Source organism: Pseudomonas sp. P7548, from assembly GCF_013386585.1.
In the GTDB taxonomy this organism is placed as follows: domain Bacteria; phylum Pseudomonadota; class Gammaproteobacteria; order Pseudomonadales; family Pseudomonadaceae; genus Aquipseudomonas.
The window spans coordinates 124,775-145,325 of record NZ_JACARO010000004.1 but is presented as its reverse complement, the minus strand read 5'-3'; the positions used below and the strand labels follow the sequence as shown (position 1 = coordinate 145,325).

Here is a 20,551-nt window from a genome sequence, read left to right as displayed (position 1 = left end):
GGGCGTTCTGAAAGTCAGTGTTCATGTGGCCGGTGAGTCGTTGTGTTTACAGCCCGTCACATGTGGATAGGGCCGACAAACCAGCATCATTTTGTCCTTCGGTTCAAAGCCATGATCGATCATGCAGCGTTGCGCTTTGGCGGTGCGTCCGATGCTGGCGACTGCCAGATTCGACCCGAGTGGTTTTGGATAGCCGCAGGCGTACATGACCGGTAGCGCTTCCTGATTATTGGCAATCTGCACCGAGAAGTGCAGTGATGCGCCCACTTTACGCCAGCTGACCTGCATATTTTCATAGCGGCCAGAGTCAGGTTTTATTGGGTAAAAGCCTTCGTCGCCTTCAAACGGCAATGCTTCGAGCTGGGACACGCTAAGCGGATGCCCGATTTTCTGTTCGACACAGGCGGGAAGGTTCTGCATAACGTCACAAAACTCGAATCCGTCTTTGCGCGTGAAACCGAGACGTTGCATGCATTGGAATTGAAGGGCCCGTTCGTTTGAAGGAAAACGGTTCAGCGATCCCCCTACGGGATTGCCACAGGCAGCCATGGCTGACCTGACACCGTCTAGCGTGGTGGACGTGCGCTCCCACTTTGTGAAGTCGGCGGGCGGCGGGCAGCCGGCAAGTAGAAAAAACGAGGCGAGCAGGGCCGGGAAGGCAATGACCTGGCTTTTGCGGCGCATATCTATCCTTGTCTATGTCGGGCTAAGCCAATGCGTTCTAAATTCTTGGGAGTATGAACAGACGGTAACAGGGGCCAGAACGGCATTTCCGGTTTAACCGTCGTGTCACTCCCCAACAGCTGAACACACTCTGCGTGAAGCAGCATACGCACAAAAAGGCCAATGACCTGCAAAAACCCCGCCTTAAACAGCGGGGTTTTTCTTCTTACTTCGGCGCAACCCACGTCACTTCGGTAATCCCGAACTTCTCCGCCCAGGGCCGTGTGGTTTTCTTGACCTGCTCATGCCCCACACGCCCTACGCGGCTGACGTGGGCGATGTCGGCATCCACCGCCGCCCAGTGCCAGGCCTCGGCGTTGTTCATGATTTCGGCGCGCACTACAAAGGATTTCGGTTGACCGTGCAGCTGGTAATGGATGGTGTAGATTTTTGCGGTACTCATGTTGCCTCCCTGTCTTGTTATGAATGGATAGGTTGGCGTTCAAAAAGGTTCACTCAAAATGACAAGGTGCACGCTGGCGCGGCATAGTGACGCCTCTGCCACGTGCCCAAGGAATGTGCCATGCCCCACCTGACCCACAGCCAGCGCTACCTGCAGCGCCTGGGTTATGACGTGCCGCCACCGCCTACCCTGCAGACCTTGCAGGCGCTGCAACTGCGCCATGTGTGTACCTTTGCGTTCGAGAGCCTGTCGACCTTGATGCACCTGCCGGTGCCGATCGACCTGGCCAGCGTCGAGCAGAAAGTGTTGTTCGATGGGCGTGGTGGCTATTGCTATGAGCTGAACCAAATGTTCCTGGCGCTGTTGCAGGAGCTGGGCTTCGAAGCGCGGGGCATTACCGGTTGGGTGGTGATGGGCGGGCCGCCGGACGTGCGCACCGGGCGTACCCATCGCCTGAGCCTGGTGACCCTTGACGGCGTTAGCTATATCACCGACGTCGGCTTTGGCGGCATGGTGCCCAGCAGCCCGCTGCGCCTGGACACCGAAGCGCCGCAAGCCACCGCCCACGAACCCTATCGCCTGACCCACCATGAGGGGCAGTACACGCTGTGGGCCCAGGTCGCCGAGGAGTGGCGTGGCCTGTATGTGTTCGACCTGCAAGAGCAGGTGGCGATCGACTATGAAATCGGCAACTGGTACGTCTCCACACACCCGGGCTCGACGTTTGTGGGCCAGTTGAAAGCTGCGCTGCTGGCGCCGGGCAAACGCTATACCTTGAATAATACGAACTACGCGGTCCATTCCCTCGACCAGCCCAGCGAAAAGCGCACCCTGGACAGCGCCGATGAACTGCTGGCGTTGCTCGGCGACACCTTTGGCCTGCGTGTGGCGCAACTGCCTGCGCTGCGCACTGCCCTCGAAGGCCTGTTGCAGGCCTGACCGCCCGATGAGGGGGCAGGATGGCTGGCCGCCCAAGCCCCCCTTTGTGTCCCCCAAAACCCTCAACGCCGCGAGACGGCTGCCTTAGTGTGGACTGCACTTTCCACCGTATAAGAAGAGAGGGTGGCCATGCGCCGCATCGCGTTACTGTTGGCACTGCTCGGCCTGCTGACGGCCTGTGACGATAAACCCAAACCCCGCCCCGAAAGCGCCTCCGCTGCCACCGCCATGCCCGCCGACCCAGCGCTGGCCCAGGTCTACGACACCAGTTGCAAGCTGTGCCACGCCAATCCGGCGTCCGGCGCGCCGTTGACCGGCGATCGCAGCGCCTGGAGCCCGCGTGTGGCCCAGGGCGCGGACACCCTGCTGGACCACAGCATCAACGGCTACAACGGCATGCCGCCGATGGGCCTGTGCATGCAGTGTTCCGAAGAGCAGTTCCTGGCGCTGATCAGCTTTATGTCCGGTACTCAAATCCAACAATAAGAAGGGGTGGTGGATGACGCTTTCACGGCGGCAACTCTTGCAACGGTCGGCGGCGGCCGGCGCCTTTCTGGCGCTGACCAGCAACCCGGTGCTGGCCCAATTGGCGCGTGCGCCGCGGCTGATTCCGTGGCGTAACTGGTCGGGGGCGCAGACCTGCCTGCCCTTGGCGCGCCTGGCGCCGAAGGACCTGGATGAGCTGGTGCAGGTGATACGCCAGGCGCCGGGCACTGTCCGGCCGGTAGGGTCGGCCCATTCGTTCAGCGCGCTGGTGCCAACCGACGGCACGCTGCTGTCCCTGAGCTATTTCAACGGCCTGCTCGACCATGATCCCGCCACGTTGCAGGCTACTTTTGCGGCCGGTACGCCGATGTCGCGCATGGGGCCGGCGCTGAAGGCGGTGGGGCAGGCGCTGCCGAACATGGCCGATATCGATTACCAGACCCTGGCCGGGGCGATTTCCACCTCCACCCATGGCACGGGCGTGGGCTTCACCTCGTATTCCGGTTGCGTCACTGGCATGCAACTGGTGACGGCCCAGGGCGACGTGCTCGATTGCGACGCCGAACATCATCCCGAGGTGTTCAGTGCAGCCCGGGTGTCCCTTGGCGCCCTGGGCGTGGCCACCCGCATCCGCTCGCAGAACCGCGCGCCGTACCGACTGCGGGAACGCCAGTGGATCGCCAAGACCGAAGAACTGCTGGAAGACGTCGAGAAGAACACCCGGGAAAACCAGCACTGGGAAATGCTGGTGGTCACCCATTCCGACTACGCCTTGTCCATCGCGCTCAATGAAACCACCGACCCCGAGACGCCGCCCATCGACCCGGCCGAGGCAGGTGGCAATGAGTTCGTGACGATCATCGAGAAGCTCGACAAGTACGCCAGTGACTTCCCTGACACCCGCCGCACCTTGCTCAACAGCCTGCGGTTCTTTGCCAGTTTCCAGGACCGGGTGGCCGAGTCGTTCCAGGTTTACGCGAATGTGCGCAATGTGCGTTTCAACGAAATGGAGTACTCGGTGCCCGCTGAACATGGCCCGGCGTGCCTGCGGGAAATCCTCAAGCTGATCAACGACAAGGACCTGCGCACCTGGTTTCCCATCGAGTACCGCTACGTCAAGGCCGACAACATCCCCTTGAGCATGTTCGAAGGCCGCGACAGCTGCTCGATCTCCGTGCACCAGCACTATGCGATGGACCATCACAACTTCTTTGCCGCCGTGGAGCCGATTTTCTGGAAGTACGCCGGGCGCCCGCACTGGGGCAAGTTGCACACCCTCAACGCCCGCACCTTGCAGCCGCTGTACCCGCGCTGGGACGAATTTACCCGGGTGCGCCGCGAGCTGGACCCCAGCGGCAAATTCCTCAATGCACACCTGTCATCCATCCTGGGAGTGGCCTGATGAAGCGTCGACATTTTGTATTGGGCAGCGCCGCTGTGCTGGCAGCCGGCGCCTGGCTGCTGCGCCCGAGTGATCGCGGCGGGCCTTACAACGAGTATTTCCGCACCCTCAATGCCGAACTCAAGGCCCACGGGCCGATGCGCCCGGTGATGCTGATCGACCTCGACCGCCTGGACCACAACATCGACGTGGTGATGCAGTCGGTGAAGCGCGGCGGCAAGCACCTGCGGCTGGTGGAGAAGTCTTTGCCGTCGCCGGGGCTGCTGGCGTACATCGCCAAGCGCGCGGGGACGCAGCGCTTGATGTCGTTTCACCAGCCATTTCTGAACCATGACGCCCAGGTGTTTCCCGAGGCCGATATCCTGATCGGCAAGCCGCTGCCGGTGCGGTCGGCCGAGCTGTTTTATCAAACCCACAGGGGCACGTTCGACCCCGCGCGGCAGTTGCAGTGGTTGCTGGATACGCCGCAGCGCCTCCAGCAGTACCTGGGTTTGGCGCAGGGCTTGGGCACGCGCTTGCAGGTCAATATCGAGCTGGACGTGGGGTTGCACCGTGGCGGAATCAGCGATAACGCCGTGCTGGGGCAGATGCTTACGCTGATCGGCGCCCACCCGCAGCACCTGGCATTTGCCGGTTTCATGGGCTACGACCCGTTCGTGGGCATGGGCGTGCCGGGGATTCTCGGTTCGCCCCAGGCATTGTTCGAGCAGGTGATGCAACGCTACAACGGCTATGTCGATTTCACCCGCCAGCACGTCACCGGGCTGTGGAGGGAAGGGCTGACCTTGAACACCGCCGGCAGCCCGAGCTATCGCATTCATGAGCAAGAGCGCTTGAGCACGGAAGTGTCGGTGGGCACGGCGTTGCTCAAGCCTACCCATTACGACCTGGCGTCCCTCAGCGAGCACGTGCCCGCCGCGTTTATCGCCACGCCGGTATTAAAAAGCACCGGGCCGGTGAACATCCCGGCGCTGGACGGCAAGTCGCGGGTGTTCTCGTGGTGGGACCCGAACCAGCGCAGCACGTTTTTTATCTATGGCGGCAATTGGATGGCCGAATTCGAATCGCCCCAGGGGCTGCAAAGCAACGACCTGTACGGGCGCAGTTCGAACCAGGAAATGGTCAACGGCTCGCCGTCGGTGGGTTTGAATGTCGAGGACCAGGTGTTCCTGCGGCCCACCCAGAGTGAGTTCGTGCTGCTGCAGTTTGGTGATTTGCTCGCGGTACGTGGCGGCAAGATCGTCGACACCTGGCCCGTCTACACCTGACGAAACGCGGTAAAAATGTGGGAGCGGGCTTGCCCGCGATGCAGGCACCTCGGTGTGTCAGTCACACCTCGGTGATGCCATCGCAGGCAAGCCAGCTCCCACATTTTACAGGGCAAACGGAATCGTCAGCTTCGCCCACAACATGTCGCCTTCCGGGCGGTTCTTCACGTCGAATTCCTTGGCCCAACGGACCTCCGCACTGGCGTATTTGAGAAAGGTGAAATACACCGCAGGACCGATCGCAAACACCTGCCCGCGCACGCCGTCGTTCACGTCCTCGCCGAAGATGTTGACCACCGTGCGCCCGTACTGCTTATCGTCGGTGGTCTGCTTGAGGTAGTAGCCGTTGACCCCCAGGCTCAGGTTGTCGGTCACTTTGTAGCTGGCCGAATAATCGAAGTGGAAGATCTGCCCGGAGCGGTAGTCGGTATCGTGGTTCTCTTCGTTGAAGCTGTAGGTGGTCTTGATCGACAGCTCCGTGCGCGCGTTGGGCATCCAGGTGGCCGAGACCAGCGGCTTGTAGGTGTAGAAGTTATTGCTGGTATTGGCCAGGCGCGTGGCGTCGTATTCGCCGGTGGGCAGGGTGATTTCCACGGCGGCCGCCAGGGTCAGGTCCTTGCCCATGTCCCACAGGATGATCGGCGCGACGGTGGTGTCACCCATGCTTTCGCGGGTGTCAGACATGCCGAACAACGACACCTGCTGCTTGAGGTAGGGCTGCGCGATGTAGCCACCCAGCCGCCCGCCGAAGATGCGCACCGGGCTCAGGTAATCCAGGCGGGGGATGATGGCGTCGGACTTGATGCGCACGTCCGGCACCTTGCCGCCCAGGGAGCTGATGTCCAGTTTGCGCGCCTCGTAGTGGTTGTAATACAGGTTGAAGGCGAACATATGGTCCGGCAGGTTGTTCACGTCCAGGGGCAGGATGTAGAAGCCATCGGTGCCGGGGCCGATGTTGTCGACGCCGCCTTCGGTGGGCAGGGCCGGCAGGCTGATCAGGCTTAACAGCGCAACATGCAGGGGGTGAAACGCACGGGTGGGGTTCATGTCTGGCCTCTTTATTATTGTTAGGGCACCGCAGGCCATAGAAATAAGCCCTCGGCGCGCAGTGAGGCAGGGTTTTGGAGGACAGATAGGGGGACTTTGCCGGACAGGTTTCACTCAGTATGCAACGACTCTTGCAAGCGCCTATGATTGTCAGAATGTTTCTAAAACAAGAACTGAAGCACTCAGTCAGGAACCCGTGATCCATGCAAAGGAAAGCCGTTGACCCACAATTCGAGCTGGCGCTCGTGTCGCCGTTCCTGTTGCAGACCCTTGGGCAGGTGGTGGCGCAGAAGGGCGCCAGTGCCGAAGCGCTGTGCCGTGGCCTGGGCTTTACCCTGGCCGACCTGGATGACCCAGCCCAACGCATTTCCTATCGCCAAGCGGTAGCAATGATCCAGCGCGCGCTCAAAGTGCTGCCCGACCAGGGCCTGGGCCTGTGTGTGGGGCACCAGAACGTGCTGGGCACCCTCGGTTTGCTCGGCCATGTGATTTCCCTGTGCAAGACCCTGCGCGACGCCTTCGCCATCGGCGAGCGCCACCAGCACACCTCCGGCGGCATCGCCACCACCCGCACCCACGAAAGCGCCCACGAAGTATTTATCGACGTCGAATGCCTGCTGCCCTACGCCGACGTGCAGGTGTTTGCTGCTGAAGAGTTCTTCGCCAGCATCATGGTGTACGGCCGAGCACTGGTAGGGGCAGATTTCATGCCGTTGCGGGTGGAGTTCATGCACGCGGCGCCACCCTACGAAGCGGAGTACCAGCGCCTGCTCGGCGATGACGTGCGCTTCGGCTGCCTGCACAACCGCATGGTGCTGGCGCCGCACTGGATGGACGTGCGCTTGCCCAATCACCATGCCTTGGCGTTGCGCCAGGCCTTGGAATTACTCGAGCTGGAAAGCGCGCAGTTGCACCAGAAGATGGACCTGATCCAGGCCGTGGAACGCGCCATCTCCCGCGACCTGCAAGGCAGCCAGTTGGAGAAGGTCGCCAGCGACCTGAACATGAGCGGCCGCACCCTGCGCCGGCGCCTGACCGAGCACGGGTTGACCTTCGAAGGCCTGCTGGAACAGGTACGGCGTGCGCGCACCATGGGCTTGCTGGGCAACCCGGGGTTGTCGATCGAGCGGATTACCGAAGAGGTTGGCTACAGCGATGTGCGCAGCTTTCGGCGGGCGTTCAAGCGCTGGACGGGGGTGAGCCCCAGTGCGTTTCGCGGGGAGGGAGGAGGGGTGGCGTAGTCCTTCGGGTGGTCCCGTTGCGGACGCCGGCCTAGAGCGGTTTCAGGAGGTTGACGAGTTGGCGGGGCGAGCGCGCAAAGGTTTGCTTTTTGGCGAATCAAAAAGCGCGCCGATCGCTTGACGCGCCCGCGACAGGCGGCTCATCACGGTGCCGATCGGCAGGTCGAGCATCTCGGCCGCCTCCTTGTAGCTGAAGCGCTCCACGCCCACCAGCAGCATGACTTCGCGCTGGCCGTCGGGGAGTTTTTCCACGGCTTCGATGATTTGCCGGTGCATCAGGTCCGATTCCGGGTTGGGTGCCTCGGGGTCACTGACGGTTTCCAGGAATTCGTCGTTCCAATCCATACGCGAACGGCTGCGCACCTTGCGTGAACGCAGTTCGTTGATCCAGGTGGAGTGGACAATCGAGAACATCCAGCTCAGTACCGAGGTGTCGGGCTGCAGCTGATGGGAGCGTTCCAGCGCACGCACGCAGGCGAGCTGAACCAGGTCTTCGGCATCGTGCTTGTCGCCGGAAATGCGCAACGCGAATGCCCACAGGCGTGGCAGCAGTTCTGGAAGCAGTGCGGGTAAGTCAGCACCGGTGATCGACATATTTCCTCTTTTTATTTCTTGATGCCTAAAATGGTGCGGTCAGGCTACGAGGTCGATACCGTAGCGGATGCCTGTGTCGCGGCGTCCTTATTGCGGTGCTGGGGCTCCTTTGATGACGGCGAATTGTATCAAGTCGTTAACAAAATGTATCAGTTTGGCAGGGTTTTGAAAGGTTATTGACAGCTTATGCAGGTACCAGGCCAAACATTCTGACAATCGTGTCAGGAAAAGTACCCCTAACACATGGTGAAACATATAAGATTTATTCGGCCCTGGGAATATTTTCAGTTCCAGGGTGTTTTCTTAATGTCTTTGTACGTGTCGCCGAGTGTTTTTGCGGCTGTTTTAAAAGTGCTTTGGCCCCTGTTGCCAGGGCATCGATGATGTCAATATGATGGCTTGTCGCTGCCCGCTGACTCGCCGCTTCGGCCCATAAGGCCGAGAACCACCTAGCAGAAACTGATGATGACAAACGGAGAGATAACCCCATGGTAGCGGATGATGCCTTGCTAATGGCCTATGTTGACGGCGAGCTTTCGTCGCAGCAGAACCAGGAGCTTGAGCGGCTGATCGATGCGTCGCCGGACCTGGCTGAGCGCGTCTCTCGGTTGATGGCTTCGTGCCTGCCTTATGAAGAAGCCTTCGCCCGCCAGAACCTGCCGCCTGTGCCCGAGAGCCTCAAGCTCAGTATCGCGGCCCTGGCTGCCCAGCATTCGGCGGCGGCCGAACCCGAGGTGGCGCCTGCCCAACGCGCGGCTGTCCATCCGTCCGGTAAAGCAGACAGCGTTTTCTCGCGCCTGTTCGCGTTCCTCCAACCTAAATTTGCATGGCCGGCCCTGACGTTCGTGGCCGGTGCCGCCTGCTACGCCCTGGTGCTCCAGGTTGGTGCATTCAGCGGTGCCCTCAAGCCCGGTTTTGATGCAAGTGCGCCGGCCGTTGCCCAGACCTCTCCCTGGGTTCAGCAGGCTGCTGCCTACCAGCATCTCTACACCCGTGAAACCGTTGCCTACGGCGCACAGCCCTCGGACGTGGTGACCAAGACCCTCGCCGATATCCGCGACATCGACGGCCTGGCCCTGCGTGTGCCCGACCTGAGTTCCGCCGGCCTGACCTTCAAGCGCGTGCAACGCCTGCGCTTCAATAACAAGGCTTTGATCCAGCTGGTGTACCTGCCGGCCAACGGTGCGCCGGTGGCGCTGTGCGTGATGAAGGAGCCCAAGCCGGACCAGTCCATCACCCAGCAAAGCGTCGCGCAGATGAACGTAGTAACCTGGCGCCAGTCTGAACTGGGCTACGCGCTGATCGGCGAGCCCGAGCAAGGTGTAGACCTCAACGCCGTTGCCCGACTTGTCGCCGACCGAAGTGCTGCCCAGCTGTTTGCTGCTGTGCCTGCACCGATGTGGATCGCCGCTATCCAGAAATAACAGCTCTGGGGTCGGGCATGGGTTTCCAATGCCGCGACCCCAGATAGCTAGATGAAAACAACCTTCTCGCTGCAAAAACGTCATTACCTGCCCCTCGCCCTGGCTGCGGTGGTGGTCACAGGCCTCGCTGCCTGGCTGCTGCCGTCGTTTCATCCTGCGTCCCCCACTGCCGTGCAAATCGTCGATGAGATGGAAGCCGTGGCGGGCGGCACTCACCCCGGGTTTCGTCGCAACCATGCCAAGGGCCAGTGCATCAGCGGCCACTTCGAAAGCAACGGTAATGCGGTAGAGATTTCCAGCGCGTCCTTGTTACAACGTGGCAACTTCCCGCTGATCGGACGCTTGTCGGCGGCCGGGGGTGACCCGTCCCAGGCCGATGTCCATGGCATGATCCGCAGCATGGCCTTGCGCCTGGCCGATGCGGAAGGGGAGGCCTGGTACATGGCGATGAATTCCGTGCCGGTGTTCCCGGTCAACACCCCCGAAGGCCTCTACGAACAGTTGCGCGCCTCGATGCCGGAATATGGCGGCAGTGGCCCCGACCCGCAAAAGATGCAGGCTTTCAAAAACAGCCACCCCGAAATCCGCCCGTTCGAGAACTGGCTGGCCTCCCACCCGGAAGCGTCGGGGTTTGATAACTCCACGTTCTACAGCGTCAATGCCTTTCGCATGACTGACGCCAGCGGCCGGGTGCACTTCGTGCGCTGGAGCATGGTGCCAGAGACGCCTTACAAGCCCATGACAGCCGGGCAATCGCGCGACCCCGACTTCCTCGCCTTCGGTTTCGCCACCCGGCTGGAGCAAGGCCCGGTGCGCTGGCACCTGATCATCACCCTGGCCAACCCCGGCGATGTGACCACCGACGCCACCGTGCGCTGGCCGGAAGGGCGCCGCCAGATCAATGCTGGCACCCTGGTCATCGACCGCCAGCAGTCCCAGGTGGAGGGCGCCTGCCGCGATGTGGACTTCAACCCGCTGGAACTGCCGGCCGGCATCGGCCCTTCGGATGACCCATTGCTGATGGCCCGCGAAGCCGCGTATGCCGAATCCCATCGGCGGCGCGTCGAGGAAGAACGCGCGCATTAAGAATTTTTCTCGCCGCGCGGAATAAATCATTTCCCTCGCTTGTTCTATTCCCAGAACAACTTGAACGAGGGAAGTACGATGGGCCTGCCCACCGAAGCTCAACCACTGGATTTCACCGCGCTGGCCTTGCCCCTGCTCTTGGGGGAGGGCGAGGCCGACGCCTGTGGCCAGAACTTCGAGTACGACCCCCAGTTTCTTGAGCTGGAAGAAGAAGCCCTCGGCAAGCCCGAAGTGCAGTACGGCGACACCATCACCCAGGCCATCGAGCCGAGCTGGAAGCGGGTGATGGCCCTCGCAATGCCGCTGATGGAGCGCAGCCGCGACTTGCGCCTGGCCATCTGGCTGACCCGCGCCCAACTCAACCTCAATGGCTTCAATGGCCTCGCCGCAGGCCTGGAACTGGTGCAGGCCCTGCTGGAAAACTGCTGGGACGGCCTGCACCCGCAGCTGGACCCCGACGACGACAACGACCCGCTGCTGCGCATCAACATTCTTGCGTTCCTGTGCGAGCCCACCGGCCTGCTGCGCGACGTGCTGGATGCACCGCTGGTCAGTGCCCGCAGCCTGGGCAGCGTGAGCCTGCGACAGGTGGAGGCGGCCACCGGCGAGCAAAGTGACGGCGAGAACGCCACCCTGGCGATCATCGACGGCGCGTTTGCCGAAGCCGATCCCCAGGACTTGAGCGCCACAGAGGCGGCCCTGGTGCAGGCCTTGAAGCACAGCGTGCAGATCGAGCAGCTGCTCACCGAGAAGGTCGGCGTGGGTCGTGCCATCGACCTGAGCGGCCTGGCGACCCTGTTGCGCCGTGCCGGCGAGGTGATCCGGCGCCGTCTGCCGGGTGTTGCGCCCATCGAAGCGGCACCGCCCGTCACTGCCACGGCGCCCATCGCTGTCGCGGCGCCGCAAGCCGTGCGCGGTGAGATCAACAGCCGCGAAGACGCACGTCAGACCATCGATCGCCTGTGTACGTATTTCCAGACCTTTGAACCCGCAAGCCCGGTGCCGATCCTGCTGCAACGGGCCAAGAAGCTGATCGACAAGAATTTCATGGAATTGCTGCAAGACCTCGCACCCGACGGTCTCGCGCAACTGGCGCTGGTCAGCGGTATTCGCAACAGCGACGACTGACCCTTTTAGTACTCACCCCCACTCACCGGAGCTATTCCTGTGGCCAAAGAAAGCAGTCAGAAGTTCATCGCTCGCAACCGGGCGCCACGTGTGCAGATCGAATACGACGTGGAGATCTACGGGGCGGAAAAGACCGTGCAGTTGCCCTTCGTCATGGGCGTGTTCTCGGACCTCTCCGGCAAACCGGCCGAGCCTCTGCCACCGGTGGCCGAGCGCAAGTTCCTGGAAGTTGACATCGACAACTTCGACGAACGCCTCAAGTCCATGAAACCGCGCGTGGCGTTCCAGGTGCCCAACACCCTGACCGGCGAAGGCAACCTGCCGGTGGAGATCACCTTCGAATCGATGGACGACTTCACCCCGGCCGCCATCGCCAGCAAGGTGCCGAGCCTCAACCAGCTGCTGACGGCGCGCAGCCAACTGTCGAACCTGCTGACCTACATGGACGGCAAGGTGGGCGCCGAGGAATTGCTGGCCAAGCTGCTCAGCGATCCGGCCGTGATGCAAGCCTTGAGCAGTGCACCCAAACAACCTGAATAACTGAAACAACGTTAACGCCGCCGGTGCCCCGTTTGCCCCGGTACGGGGACGCTTTGCCCAAAATTTGAGGATGCCTTCATGTCCACGACCCAATCTGAACAGCCAGGGCAGCTTGCCCCCGCCACGGCGTTCGACGCCGGCGACTTCGCCAGCCTGCTGCAAAAAGAGTTCAAGCCCAAGACCGACAAGGCCAAGGAAGCGGTGGAAACCGCCGTGCGCACCCTGGCCGAACAGGCGCTGCAAGGCACGCAGCTGATGCCCAACGACGTGCTCGGCACTATCGAGGGCCTGATCGCCGCCCTCGACCAGAAGCTCACCGAACAGGTCAACCACATCCTCCACCACGAGGAATTCCAGGGCGTGGAAAGCGCCTGGCGTGGCCTGCATTACCTGGTCAACAACACCGAGACCGACGAGACCCTGAAGATCCGGGTGATGAACATTTCCAAGAACGAAGTGCACAAGACCCTGCGCAAGTTCAAGGGTGTGGCCTGGGACCAGAGCCCGATCTTCAAGAAGCTCTATGAAGAGGAATACGGCCAGTTCGGCGGCGAGCCGTACGGCGCATTTGTCGCCGACTACTACTTCAACAACAGCGCGCCGGATGTGGAGCTGCTGACCCAGATGGCCCGCGTCAGCGCGGCGGCCCACTGCCCGCTGATCACGGCTGCCGACCCTAGCGTGATGTTGATGGAGTCCTGGCAGGAACTGGCCAACCCACGGGACTTGACCAAGATCTTCCAGACCCCTGAGCACGCCGCCTGGCGCAGCTTCCGCGCCAGTGAAGACTCGCGCTACGTGGGCCTGGCCATGCCGCGCTTCCTGTCCCGTGCGCCCTACGGAGCCAAGACCAACCCGGTGGAAGCCTTCGACTTCGAAGAAACCACCGACAGCGCCGGCGCCAAGGACTTCACCTGGGCCAACTCCGCGTATGCCATGGCGGTGAACATCAACCGTTCGTTCAAGCACTACGGCTGGTGCTCGCAGATCCGTGGCATCGAATCCGGTGGGGTGGTGGAAGGGTTGCCGGTGCACACCTTCCCGACCGATGACGGCGGCGTCGACATGACCTGCCCGACGGAAATCGCCATCAGCGACCGCCGTGAAGCCGAGCTGGCCAAGAACGGTTTCATGCCGCTGGTGCACAAGAAGAACAGCGACCTGGCTGCCTTCATCGGCGCGCAATCGATGCACAAACCCGCCGAATACGACGACCCGGACGCCACCGCCAACGCCAACCTGGCCGCGCGCCTGCCGTACCTGTTCGCCACCTGCCGGTTCGCCCATTACTTGAAGTGCATCGTGCGCGACAAGATCGGCTCGTTCAAAGAACGCGACGACATGCAGGTGTGGCTCAACAACTGGATCGGCCGCTACGTGGAGCACAACCCGGCCACCGCCACCGACGCCGACAAAGCCCGCAAGCCCCTGGCCGGTGCCGAAGTGGTGGTGGAAGAAATCGAAGGCAACCCCGGCTACTACGGCGCCAAGTTCTTCCTGCGCCCGCACTACCAGCTCGAAGGCCTGACCGTGTCCTTGCGCCTGGTCTCCAAGCTGCCGTCTACCAAATCCAACTGATCAACCTGAAAGGTAACCACCATGATCCTGCTCAACTTCAAAGGCACCCAAATCAAGGGCACTTCCACCGTCGACGCGCACAAGGACTGGATCACCATCGACGCCATCCAGATGGGCGTCGGCCGTGCGATCTCCATCAGCGGCGGCGGCACCGACCGTGACACCAGCAACCCGTCGTTCTCGGAAATCTCCCTGACCAAGGCCACCGACCTGGCCTCGGCCGACCTGTTCATGCAGGCGGTGTGCGGCAAAAGCCTGGGCGATGCCGAGATCCACTTCATCCAGACCGGCGGCCCGGACAAGAAGCAACAGGTGTTCCTCAAGCTGATCCTCGGCCAGGCCATCATCAGCTCCTACTCCGCCAGCAGTAATGGCGAACGCCCGAGCGAAACCTTCTCCATCAACTTCACCACCATCAGCTACGAGTACGACTCCTTCACCGGCGACACCGTGATCACCGGCACGCCGAAGAAGTGGGACCTGGAGAAGAACCAGAAGATCTGACTCAGGCTCTGGAAAAGGCCCTGTAGTGAGCGGGCTTGCCCCGCGCTGGGTGGCGAAGCCGCCCCAAACCCATTCGCTTCGGTCTGTCTGAAACGCCACGGCGTCCTTGATTGGTACGGGTTGGCGCTGGCGCGGGGCAAGCCCGTTCACTACAGGAAACGTAATTCCATGGCAGAGCTGACCAGTCGTGAACGTTTGCAACCGTCGTTGCTCGATCGCTTGAGCGACGACGACACCGAGCACGCCGTGGAGCCGCGTGACAAGCGTGTGCTGTCCATGCGCGGCCTGCGCAAGGCGGTGTTGCGTGACCTGGGGTGGCTGCTCAACAGCACCAGCCTGGGCAGTTTCCGCGACCTCAGTGCCCACCCGCTGGCGGGTCAGTCGGTGATCAATTTTGGTTTGCCGGACCTCGCCGGCAAGACCGCCGCAGGTTTGGACCGGGAAGAGCTGGGGCGGCGCATCCGCCAGGCGATCTGGGATTTCGAACCGCGGATTTTACGTGACAGCGTCCGAGTGGTGCCGGTGGCGCCCTCGGGGGCGGCGGCCAGTCCTAACCAGATGGCCTTTGAAATTCATGGCGAGTTGTGGGGCCAACCGTTGCCCGAGCGCCTGTACCTGAAGACCGAACTCGACCTGGAAGCAGGCGAGGCCCGGGTCTTCGATATCGAGACAAGGGACGTGCGGTGAACGCCAAACTGCTGCGCTATTACGAACGTGAACTGGCCCACCTGCGGGAAGTCGGCGGCGAATTCGCCCGCGACTACCCCAAGGTCGCCGGCCGCCTCGGGCTGGAAACCTACGCCTGCGCCGACCCCTATGTGGAACGGTTGCTGGAGGGCTTCAGCTTCCTCGCGGCCCGTGTGCAGTTGAAGATCGACGCCGAATTCCCGCGCTTTACCAACCACCTGCTGGAACTGGTGTACCCGCAATACCTGGCGCCCACGCCGTCGATGGCCGTGGTGCAGCTGCAGCCGGACATGAGCGAGGGCAGCCTCGCTGCAGGGTTCAAGGTGCCGCGTGACAGCGCGCTGCACAGCCAACTGGGCAAGGGCGACCAGACCGCCTGCGAATTCCGCACCGCCCATGACGTGACCCTGTGGCCGGTGGAACTGGTGGAGGCGCGCTACTTTGCCTGCGGCGCGCAGGTGGCCGGGGTCGACCTGTCGCGCCTCGGTGGGGTCAAGGCGGCGCTGCGCCTGCGTTTGCGCGTGGGCGCCGGCCTGACCTTCAGCGACCTGACCCTGGACGACCTGGCGCTGCACATCCGTGGCGGCGAAGCCATGCCCTCGCGCATCCTCGAACACCTGCTGGCCCAGGCGGCCGGGGTGCTGGTGATGCCGGTGCAGGAGCATGTGGACTGGCACCAGTTCCTGCCCAAAAGCGCGATTCGCAGCAAGGGCTACAGCGACAGTGAAGCCTTGCTGCCCACGGGCCCGCGCTCGTTCCAGGGCTATCGGCTGCTGCAGGAATACTTCGCCATGCCCCAGCGCTTCCTGTTTGCCGACATCGTCGGGCTGGCCAACAGCGTGAGCCGTTGCGCGGCCGAACAGCTGGACGCGATCGTGCTGTTCAAGAAGCTCGACCCGGTGCTGGAACAGAGCCTCAGCGCGGCCAACTTCGGCTTGTACTGCACACCGGCAATCAACCTGTTCCCGATGCGCACCGAGCGTGTGCACCTGTCGGACCAACAGTCGGAATACCACGTGATCCCGGACCGCACGCGGCCGATGGATTACGAGATCTACCAGATCGAAGGCGTCACCGGCTACGGCAGCGGCGCCGAGGCCAGCCAGACGTTCGAATCGTTCTACCGCGCCAACGACCTGCATGCGCGCACGCCACCGAAGGCCTTCTACCAGGTGCGCCGCGATACCCGCGTGCTGTCCGAGCAGCAACGGCGCCAGGGGCCGCGCTCCAGCTACATCGGCAGCGAGCTGTTCCTGTCGCTGGTGGACGCCCAGGAAGCGCCGCACCGCAGTGACTTGCGCCAATTGGGCATTGACACCCTGTGCAGCAACCGCGACCTGGTGTTGAGCATGCCGGTGGGCAGCGGCCGTACCGACTTCACGGTCGAGAGCGGCGCGCCGGTGCAGTCGGTGCGTTGCGTGGCCGGGCCGACGGTGCCGGCGGCGTCGTTTGCCGAAGGGGAAACTGCGTGGCGGCTGGTCAGCCATTTGTCCCTCAACTATTTGTCGCTGTTGGATCAGGACAAGGAGCAGGGCGCCACCGCCTTGCGCGACCTGCTGCGCCTGTATTGCCGCATCGACGATGAAGCCGCGCACAAGCAGATCGAAGGCCTGCGTTCCGTCACCGCCGAGAGCATCGTGCGGCGTCTGCCACTGCCGGGGCCGATCACTTACGGACGCGGTCTGCAAATCAGCGTGACCCTGGATGAGTCGGCCTTCGAAGGCGCTGGTGTGTTTGTGTTGGGTTCGGTGTTGGAACAGTTTTTTGCCAAGTACGTGTCACTCAATTCGTTCACTGAAACGGTGATCAAGAGCACGGCGCGCGGTGTGATCATGCAGTGGCCGGCGCGGGTGGGCAGATGCGAGATCCTCTGAGCTTGCTGGGCGAACTGGAAGCGCACCCCGGACGCTTCGACTTCTACGGCGCGCTGCGCCAACTCGAATGCGCGTTCCCGCAGTTGCCGCGCATCGGCCAGGCCGCGCGCCCCGCGGATGAGCCCGTGCGCTTCGGCCAGCAACCGTCGCTGGCGTTCGAGCCAGCGATGATCGCCGCGCTCAAGCCGGGTGTGACGCCCAAGCTGCTGTTGAATTTTTTCGGCCTGATGGGCGCCAATGGCCCGTTGCCGATCCACCTCACCGAATACATCCGCGACCGCCAGCGCAACCTGAATGACCCGACCCTGGCCGCGTTCTGCGACGTGTTCCACCACCGCATGATCAGCCTGTTCTACCGCGCCTGGGCCAGTGCCCAACCGGCGGTGAGCCTGGACCGGCCGGGGGCGGACCGTTTCGCCCAGTACCTGGGTTCATTGATCGGCATCGGCCAGGCGTCGTTGCTTAACCGCAATGCCGTGCCGGACGTGGCCAAGTTGCATTTTGCCGGGCGCCTCGGGCCACAGACGCGTAATGCCGAGGGCTTGGCGGCGTTACTCACCGATTACCTGGGTGTGCCGGTGCAGGTCGAGCAGTTTGTCGGTCACTGGATGACCTTGCCCGCCGACGGGCTGTGTGCGCTGCGCAGCGGCCCCGACGCCGCCGTGCTCGGCCAGACCACGGTGATGGGCAAGAAAGTTTGGAACACCCAGCACAAGTTCCGCCTGTTGATCGGCCCCCTGGACCTCGCGCAAACCCGTCGCCTGCTGCCCGGTGGCGACAGCCTGCAGCGCGTGCAGGACTGGGTGCGCCAGTACGTCGGCCTGGCGATGGACTGGGACGTCAACCTGATCGTCAAGAAAGAACAGCTGCCGGGCCTGCGCCTGGGGTCTGCGCCCCTGGGCTGGACCAGTTGGCTGAGCAGCAAAGCCCCTCAACACGATGATCGGCAATTGCTGATCAACCCTCGCATTTCTTCTCAAGGACCTGCCCATGGCTGATATCAGTCGCGTCGCGCTTTTCGGCAAACTCAACAGCCTGTGCTACCGGGCCATCGAAAGCAGCACCGTGTTCTGCAAGATGCGCGGCAACCCCTATGTGGAGCTGGTGCACTGGTTGCAGCAGATCCTGCAACTCACCGATTCGGACCTGTTGCGGCTGGTGCGCCATTACGGCATCGACCCGGCGGTATTGGCCCGCGACCTGACCGCCGCGCTGGACCGTCTGCCCCGTGGCTCGACCTCGGTCACCGACCTGTCTTCCCAGGTGGAAGAGGCGGTCGAACGCGCCTGGGTCTACGCCACCCTGATGCTCGGCGAGTCCCAGGTGCGTTCCGGGCATTTGCTGCTGGCGCTGCTGAAAACCCCGAGCCTGCGCAACGGGTTGTATGGCGTGTCCCGGGAGTTCAACAAGGTTGGCATTGATGATTTGAGCGAGCGATTCGCCGCGTTGCTCAACGACTCGCCCGAAGCGCAGATGGCTGCCAGCGACGGTTACCAGCTGCCGGGTGAAGACCTCGGCGCGGTGGCGCCCGCCAAGCAGGAAGCCTTGAAACGCTTCACGGTCGACCTTACCGAGCAGGCGCGCAGCCGCAAGATGGACCCGATCGTGGGCCGCGATGAAGAGATCCGCCAGGTCATCGACATCCTGATGCGTCGCCGCCAGAACAACCCGATCCTGGTGGGCGAGGCGGGCGTTGGCAAAACGGCCGTGGTCGAAGGTTTCGCCCAGCGCATTGCTCGGGGCGACGTGCCGCCAAGCCTGAAAGAGGTGCAGTTGCTCGCGCTTGATGTCGGCCTGTTGCAGGCTGGCGCGAGCATGAAAGGCGAGTTCGAACAGCGTCTGCGCTCGGTGATCGACGAGGTGCAAGCCAGCGTCAAACCCATCGTGCTGTTCATCGATGAAACCCACACCCTGGTGGGCGCGGGCGGTGCAGCCGGCACCGGTGATGCGGCCAACCTGCTCAAGCCGGCGCTGGCCCGTGGCACCTTGCGTACCGTCGGGGCGACCACCTTTGCCGAGTACAAGAAGCACATTGAAAAAGACCCGGCGCTGACCCGGCGTTTCCAGACCGTGCAGGTTGACGAACCCGACGAAGCCCGCGCCTTGCTGATGCTGCGCGGCATCGCCGAGACCATGCAGGACCACCATCAGGTGCATATCCTGGACTCGGCGCTGGAAGCGGCGGTGCGCTTGTCGAATCGCTACATCCCGGCACGCCAGTTGCCGGATAAGGCCGTCAGCCTGATCGACACTGCCTGCGCCCGCGTGGCCATCAGCCTGCACGCCACGCCCGCCGAGGTGGACGACAGCCGTCGGCGCATTGAATCCCTGGAAACCGAACTGGCAATTATCGAGCGTGAAACCGCGATTGGCGTGGAAACCGCCAGCCGCCGTGCCTCGGTCGAGGCCTTGCTGGCCAGCGAACGTGAACGCCTGGATGAGGTGGAAGGGCGCTGGGATAACGAGCTGGCACTGGTGGAGCAGATCCAGCGCCTGCGCAGCCAGTTGGCCGATGCCACTGACCGTGAAGCCGGGCTGATCGAATTGCGCCAGTTGCAGGACGAATTGGTCGCGCAACAGGGTGAACACCCGCTGGTGCTGATCAGTGTCGACGAACAGGCCGTGGCCTCGGTGGTGCAGGACTGGACCGGCATCCCCGTGGGCCGCATGGTCAAGAACGAAATCGATAACGTGCTGCGCCTGGCCGAGCGCCTGGGCCAACGCATCATCGGCCAGAACCATGCGTTGGAGATGATCGCACGGCGCATCCAGACCTCCCGCGCGGGCCTCGACAACCCGGGCAAGCCGGTGGGCGTGTTCATGCTCGCGGGCACCTCCGGCGTGGGCAAGACCGAGACCGCCCTGGCCCTGGCCGAGTCGCTGTATGGCGGTGAACAGAACGTGATCACCATCAACATGAGCGAGTACCAGGAAGCCCACACCGTCTCCACCTTGAAGGGCGCGCCACCCGGCTACGTGGGGTATGGCGAGGGCGGCGTGCTGACCGAAGCGGTGCGGCGCAAGCCTTACAGCGTGGTGTTGCTGGACGAAGTGGAGAAGGCCCACCCGGACGTGCATGAGCTGTTTTTCCAGGTGTTCGACAAGGGCTGGATGGAGGACGGCGAGGGCCGGATCATCGACTTCAAGAACACCCTGATCCTGCTCACCACCAACGCCGGCACGCAGTTGATCAGCCGCCTGTGTCGCGATCCGAAGACCACGCCCGCGCCGGATGACATCGCCAAGGCCCTGCGCGAGCCACTGCTGGAAGTGTTTCCACCGGCCTTGCTCGGCCGCCTGGTGGTGATCCCGTATTACCCGCTGAGCGACGCCATGCTGGGCAGCATCATCCGCCTGCAACTGGGGCGCATCGAAAAACGCATCGCCGACAACCACAAGATCCCGTTCACCTACAGCGACGACGTGGTGCACCTGATCGCCAGCCGTTGCACCGAGCTGGAAAGTGGCGGGCGCATGATCGACGCGATCCTCACCAACTCGATGCTGCCGGCGATCAGCACCGAGTTTCTCAACCGCCTGCTGCTGGGCACACCGGCGACCCAAGTGCAGGTCAGCGTGGAGGCGGGCGAGTTTGCCTATGCCTTTACGGCCGAGGCCGAGAGGTAA

At 62.7% G+C, this 20,551-nt stretch carries 19 protein-coding genes; 15 read left to right on the top strand and 4 right to left on the bottom strand.

Features of this window, described 5'->3' with window-relative positions:
* Positions 1-21: 21 nt before the first annotated feature.
* Positions 22-684 (bottom strand): hypothetical protein, encoded by a 663-nt coding sequence (locus HX803_RS02815; RefSeq protein WP_178918826.1) that lies wholly within the window; start codon positions 682-684, stop codon positions 22-24.
* 205 nt (positions 685-889) lie between these two features.
* Positions 890-1,126, bottom strand: a complete 237-nt coding sequence (locus HX803_RS02810) for a DUF6555 family protein (RefSeq protein WP_178918825.1) — start codon at positions 1,124-1,126, stop codon at positions 890-892.
* Positions 1,127-1,246: 120 nt separating this feature from the next.
* Here HX803_RS02810 and HX803_RS02805 point away from each other — a divergent pair, with 120 nt between their 5' ends.
* The 4 genes from HX803_RS02805 to HX803_RS02790 all read left to right on the top strand — a co-directional run bounded on the left by HX803_RS02805 (position 1,247) and on the right by HX803_RS02790 (position 5,221).
* Positions 1,247-2,065 carry an arylamine N-acetyltransferase gene (locus HX803_RS02805; RefSeq protein ID WP_178918824.1) on the top strand — a complete coding sequence of 273 codons (819 nt, stop codon included), beginning with the start codon at positions 1,247-1,249 and terminating at the stop codon, positions 2,063-2,065.
* A 129-nt stretch (positions 2,066-2,194) separates the two neighbouring features.
* Entirely contained in the window at positions 2,195-2,551 is a 357-nt protein-coding gene (locus HX803_RS02800) for a cytochrome c5 family protein (protein WP_178918823.1), read from the top strand.
* A gap of 73 nt (positions 2,552-2,624) precedes the next feature.
* Entirely contained in the window at positions 2,625-3,953 is a 1,329-nt protein-coding gene (locus tag HX803_RS02795) for a D-arabinono-1,4-lactone oxidase (protein ID WP_178918835.1), read from the top strand.
* A gap of 59 nt (positions 3,954-4,012) precedes the next feature.
* Positions 4,013-5,221: a DSD1 family PLP-dependent enzyme gene (locus HX803_RS02790; protein ID WP_178918834.1), complete on the top strand. Its 1,209-nt coding sequence runs from the start codon at positions 4,013-4,015 to the stop codon at positions 5,219-5,221.
* Positions 5,222-5,326: 105 nt separating this feature from the next.
* Here the strand turns inward: HX803_RS02790 and HX803_RS02785 are convergent, their stop codons facing one another.
* The gene (locus HX803_RS02785; RefSeq protein ID WP_178918822.1) at positions 5,327-6,268 is read right to left on the bottom strand and encodes a transporter; all 942 of its coding nucleotides are present in this window, start codon (positions 6,266-6,268) and stop codon (positions 5,327-5,329) included.
* Positions 6,269-6,471: 203 nt separating this feature from the next.
* On the opposite strand from HX803_RS02785, the gene HX803_RS02780 reads away from it, so the two are divergent.
* Positions 6,472-7,509 carry an AraC family transcriptional regulator gene (locus HX803_RS02780; protein ID WP_178918821.1) on the top strand — a complete coding sequence of 346 codons (1,038 nt, stop codon included), beginning with the start codon at positions 6,472-6,474 and terminating at the stop codon, positions 7,507-7,509.
* 42 nt (positions 7,510-7,551) lie between these two features.
* Here HX803_RS02780 and HX803_RS02775 read toward each other — a convergent pair whose 3' ends face one another.
* The gene (locus HX803_RS02775) at positions 7,552-8,103 is read right to left on the bottom strand and encodes an RNA polymerase sigma factor (RefSeq protein WP_176995456.1); all 552 of its coding nucleotides are present in this window, start codon (positions 8,101-8,103) and stop codon (positions 7,552-7,554) included.
* A gap of 488 nt (positions 8,104-8,591) precedes the next feature.
* Between HX803_RS02775 and HX803_RS02770 the strand changes: the two genes are divergently transcribed.
* The 10 genes from HX803_RS02770 (at position 8,592) to tssH (ending at position 20,551) form a co-directional block, all read left to right on the top strand.
* Positions 8,592-9,527 carry an anti-sigma factor gene (locus tag HX803_RS02770; RefSeq protein WP_256732798.1) on the top strand — a complete coding sequence of 312 codons (936 nt, stop codon included), beginning with the start codon at positions 8,592-8,594 and terminating at the stop codon, positions 9,525-9,527.
* 51 nt (positions 9,528-9,578) lie between these two features.
* Complete coding sequence (locus HX803_RS02765; RefSeq protein WP_178918820.1) at positions 9,579-10,613, top strand: catalase family peroxidase; 1,035 nt, start codon at positions 9,579-9,581, stop codon at positions 10,611-10,613.
* A 78-nt stretch (positions 10,614-10,691) separates the two neighbouring features.
* Positions 10,692-11,741 (top strand): type VI secretion system protein TssA, encoded by a 1,050-nt coding sequence (tssA, locus tag HX803_RS02760; RefSeq protein WP_178918819.1) that lies wholly within the window; start codon positions 10,692-10,694, stop codon positions 11,739-11,741.
* A 39-nt stretch (positions 11,742-11,780) separates the two neighbouring features.
* Positions 11,781-12,281 (top strand): type VI secretion system contractile sheath small subunit, encoded by a 501-nt coding sequence (tssB, locus tag HX803_RS02755; RefSeq protein ID WP_178918818.1) that lies wholly within the window; start codon positions 11,781-11,783, stop codon positions 12,279-12,281.
* A 78-nt stretch (positions 12,282-12,359) separates the two neighbouring features.
* On the top strand, positions 12,360-13,859 hold the full coding sequence (tssC, locus tag HX803_RS02750; protein WP_178918817.1) for a type VI secretion system contractile sheath large subunit: 1,500 nt from the start codon (positions 12,360-12,362) through the stop codon (positions 13,857-13,859).
* 21 nt (positions 13,860-13,880) lie between these two features.
* The gene (locus HX803_RS02745; protein ID WP_176995461.1) at positions 13,881-14,363 is read left to right on the top strand and encodes a type VI secretion system tube protein Hcp; all 483 of its coding nucleotides are present in this window, start codon (positions 13,881-13,883) and stop codon (positions 14,361-14,363) included.
* A gap of 168 nt (positions 14,364-14,531) precedes the next feature.
* Positions 14,532-15,050, top strand: coding sequence for a type VI secretion system baseplate subunit TssE (tssE, locus tag HX803_RS02740; RefSeq protein WP_178918816.1), 519 nt, complete (start codon positions 14,532-14,534; stop codon positions 15,048-15,050).
* Positions 15,047-16,924 (top strand): type VI secretion system baseplate subunit TssF, encoded by a 1,878-nt coding sequence (gene tssF / locus HX803_RS02735; RefSeq protein ID WP_178918815.1) that lies wholly within the window; start codon positions 15,047-15,049, stop codon positions 16,922-16,924. Before tssE ends, tssF begins: the two co-directional genes overlap by 4 nt.
* Positions 16,909-17,922, top strand: a complete 1,014-nt coding sequence (tssG, locus tag HX803_RS02730) for a type VI secretion system baseplate subunit TssG (protein WP_218646908.1) — start codon at positions 16,909-16,911, stop codon at positions 17,920-17,922. Before tssF ends, tssG begins: the two co-directional genes overlap by 16 nt.
* Positions 17,915-20,551: a type VI secretion system ATPase TssH gene (gene tssH / locus HX803_RS02725; RefSeq protein WP_178918813.1), complete on the top strand. Its 2,637-nt coding sequence runs from the start codon at positions 17,915-17,917 to the stop codon at positions 20,549-20,551. The genes tssG and tssH overlap by 8 nt, the downstream gene beginning before the upstream one ends.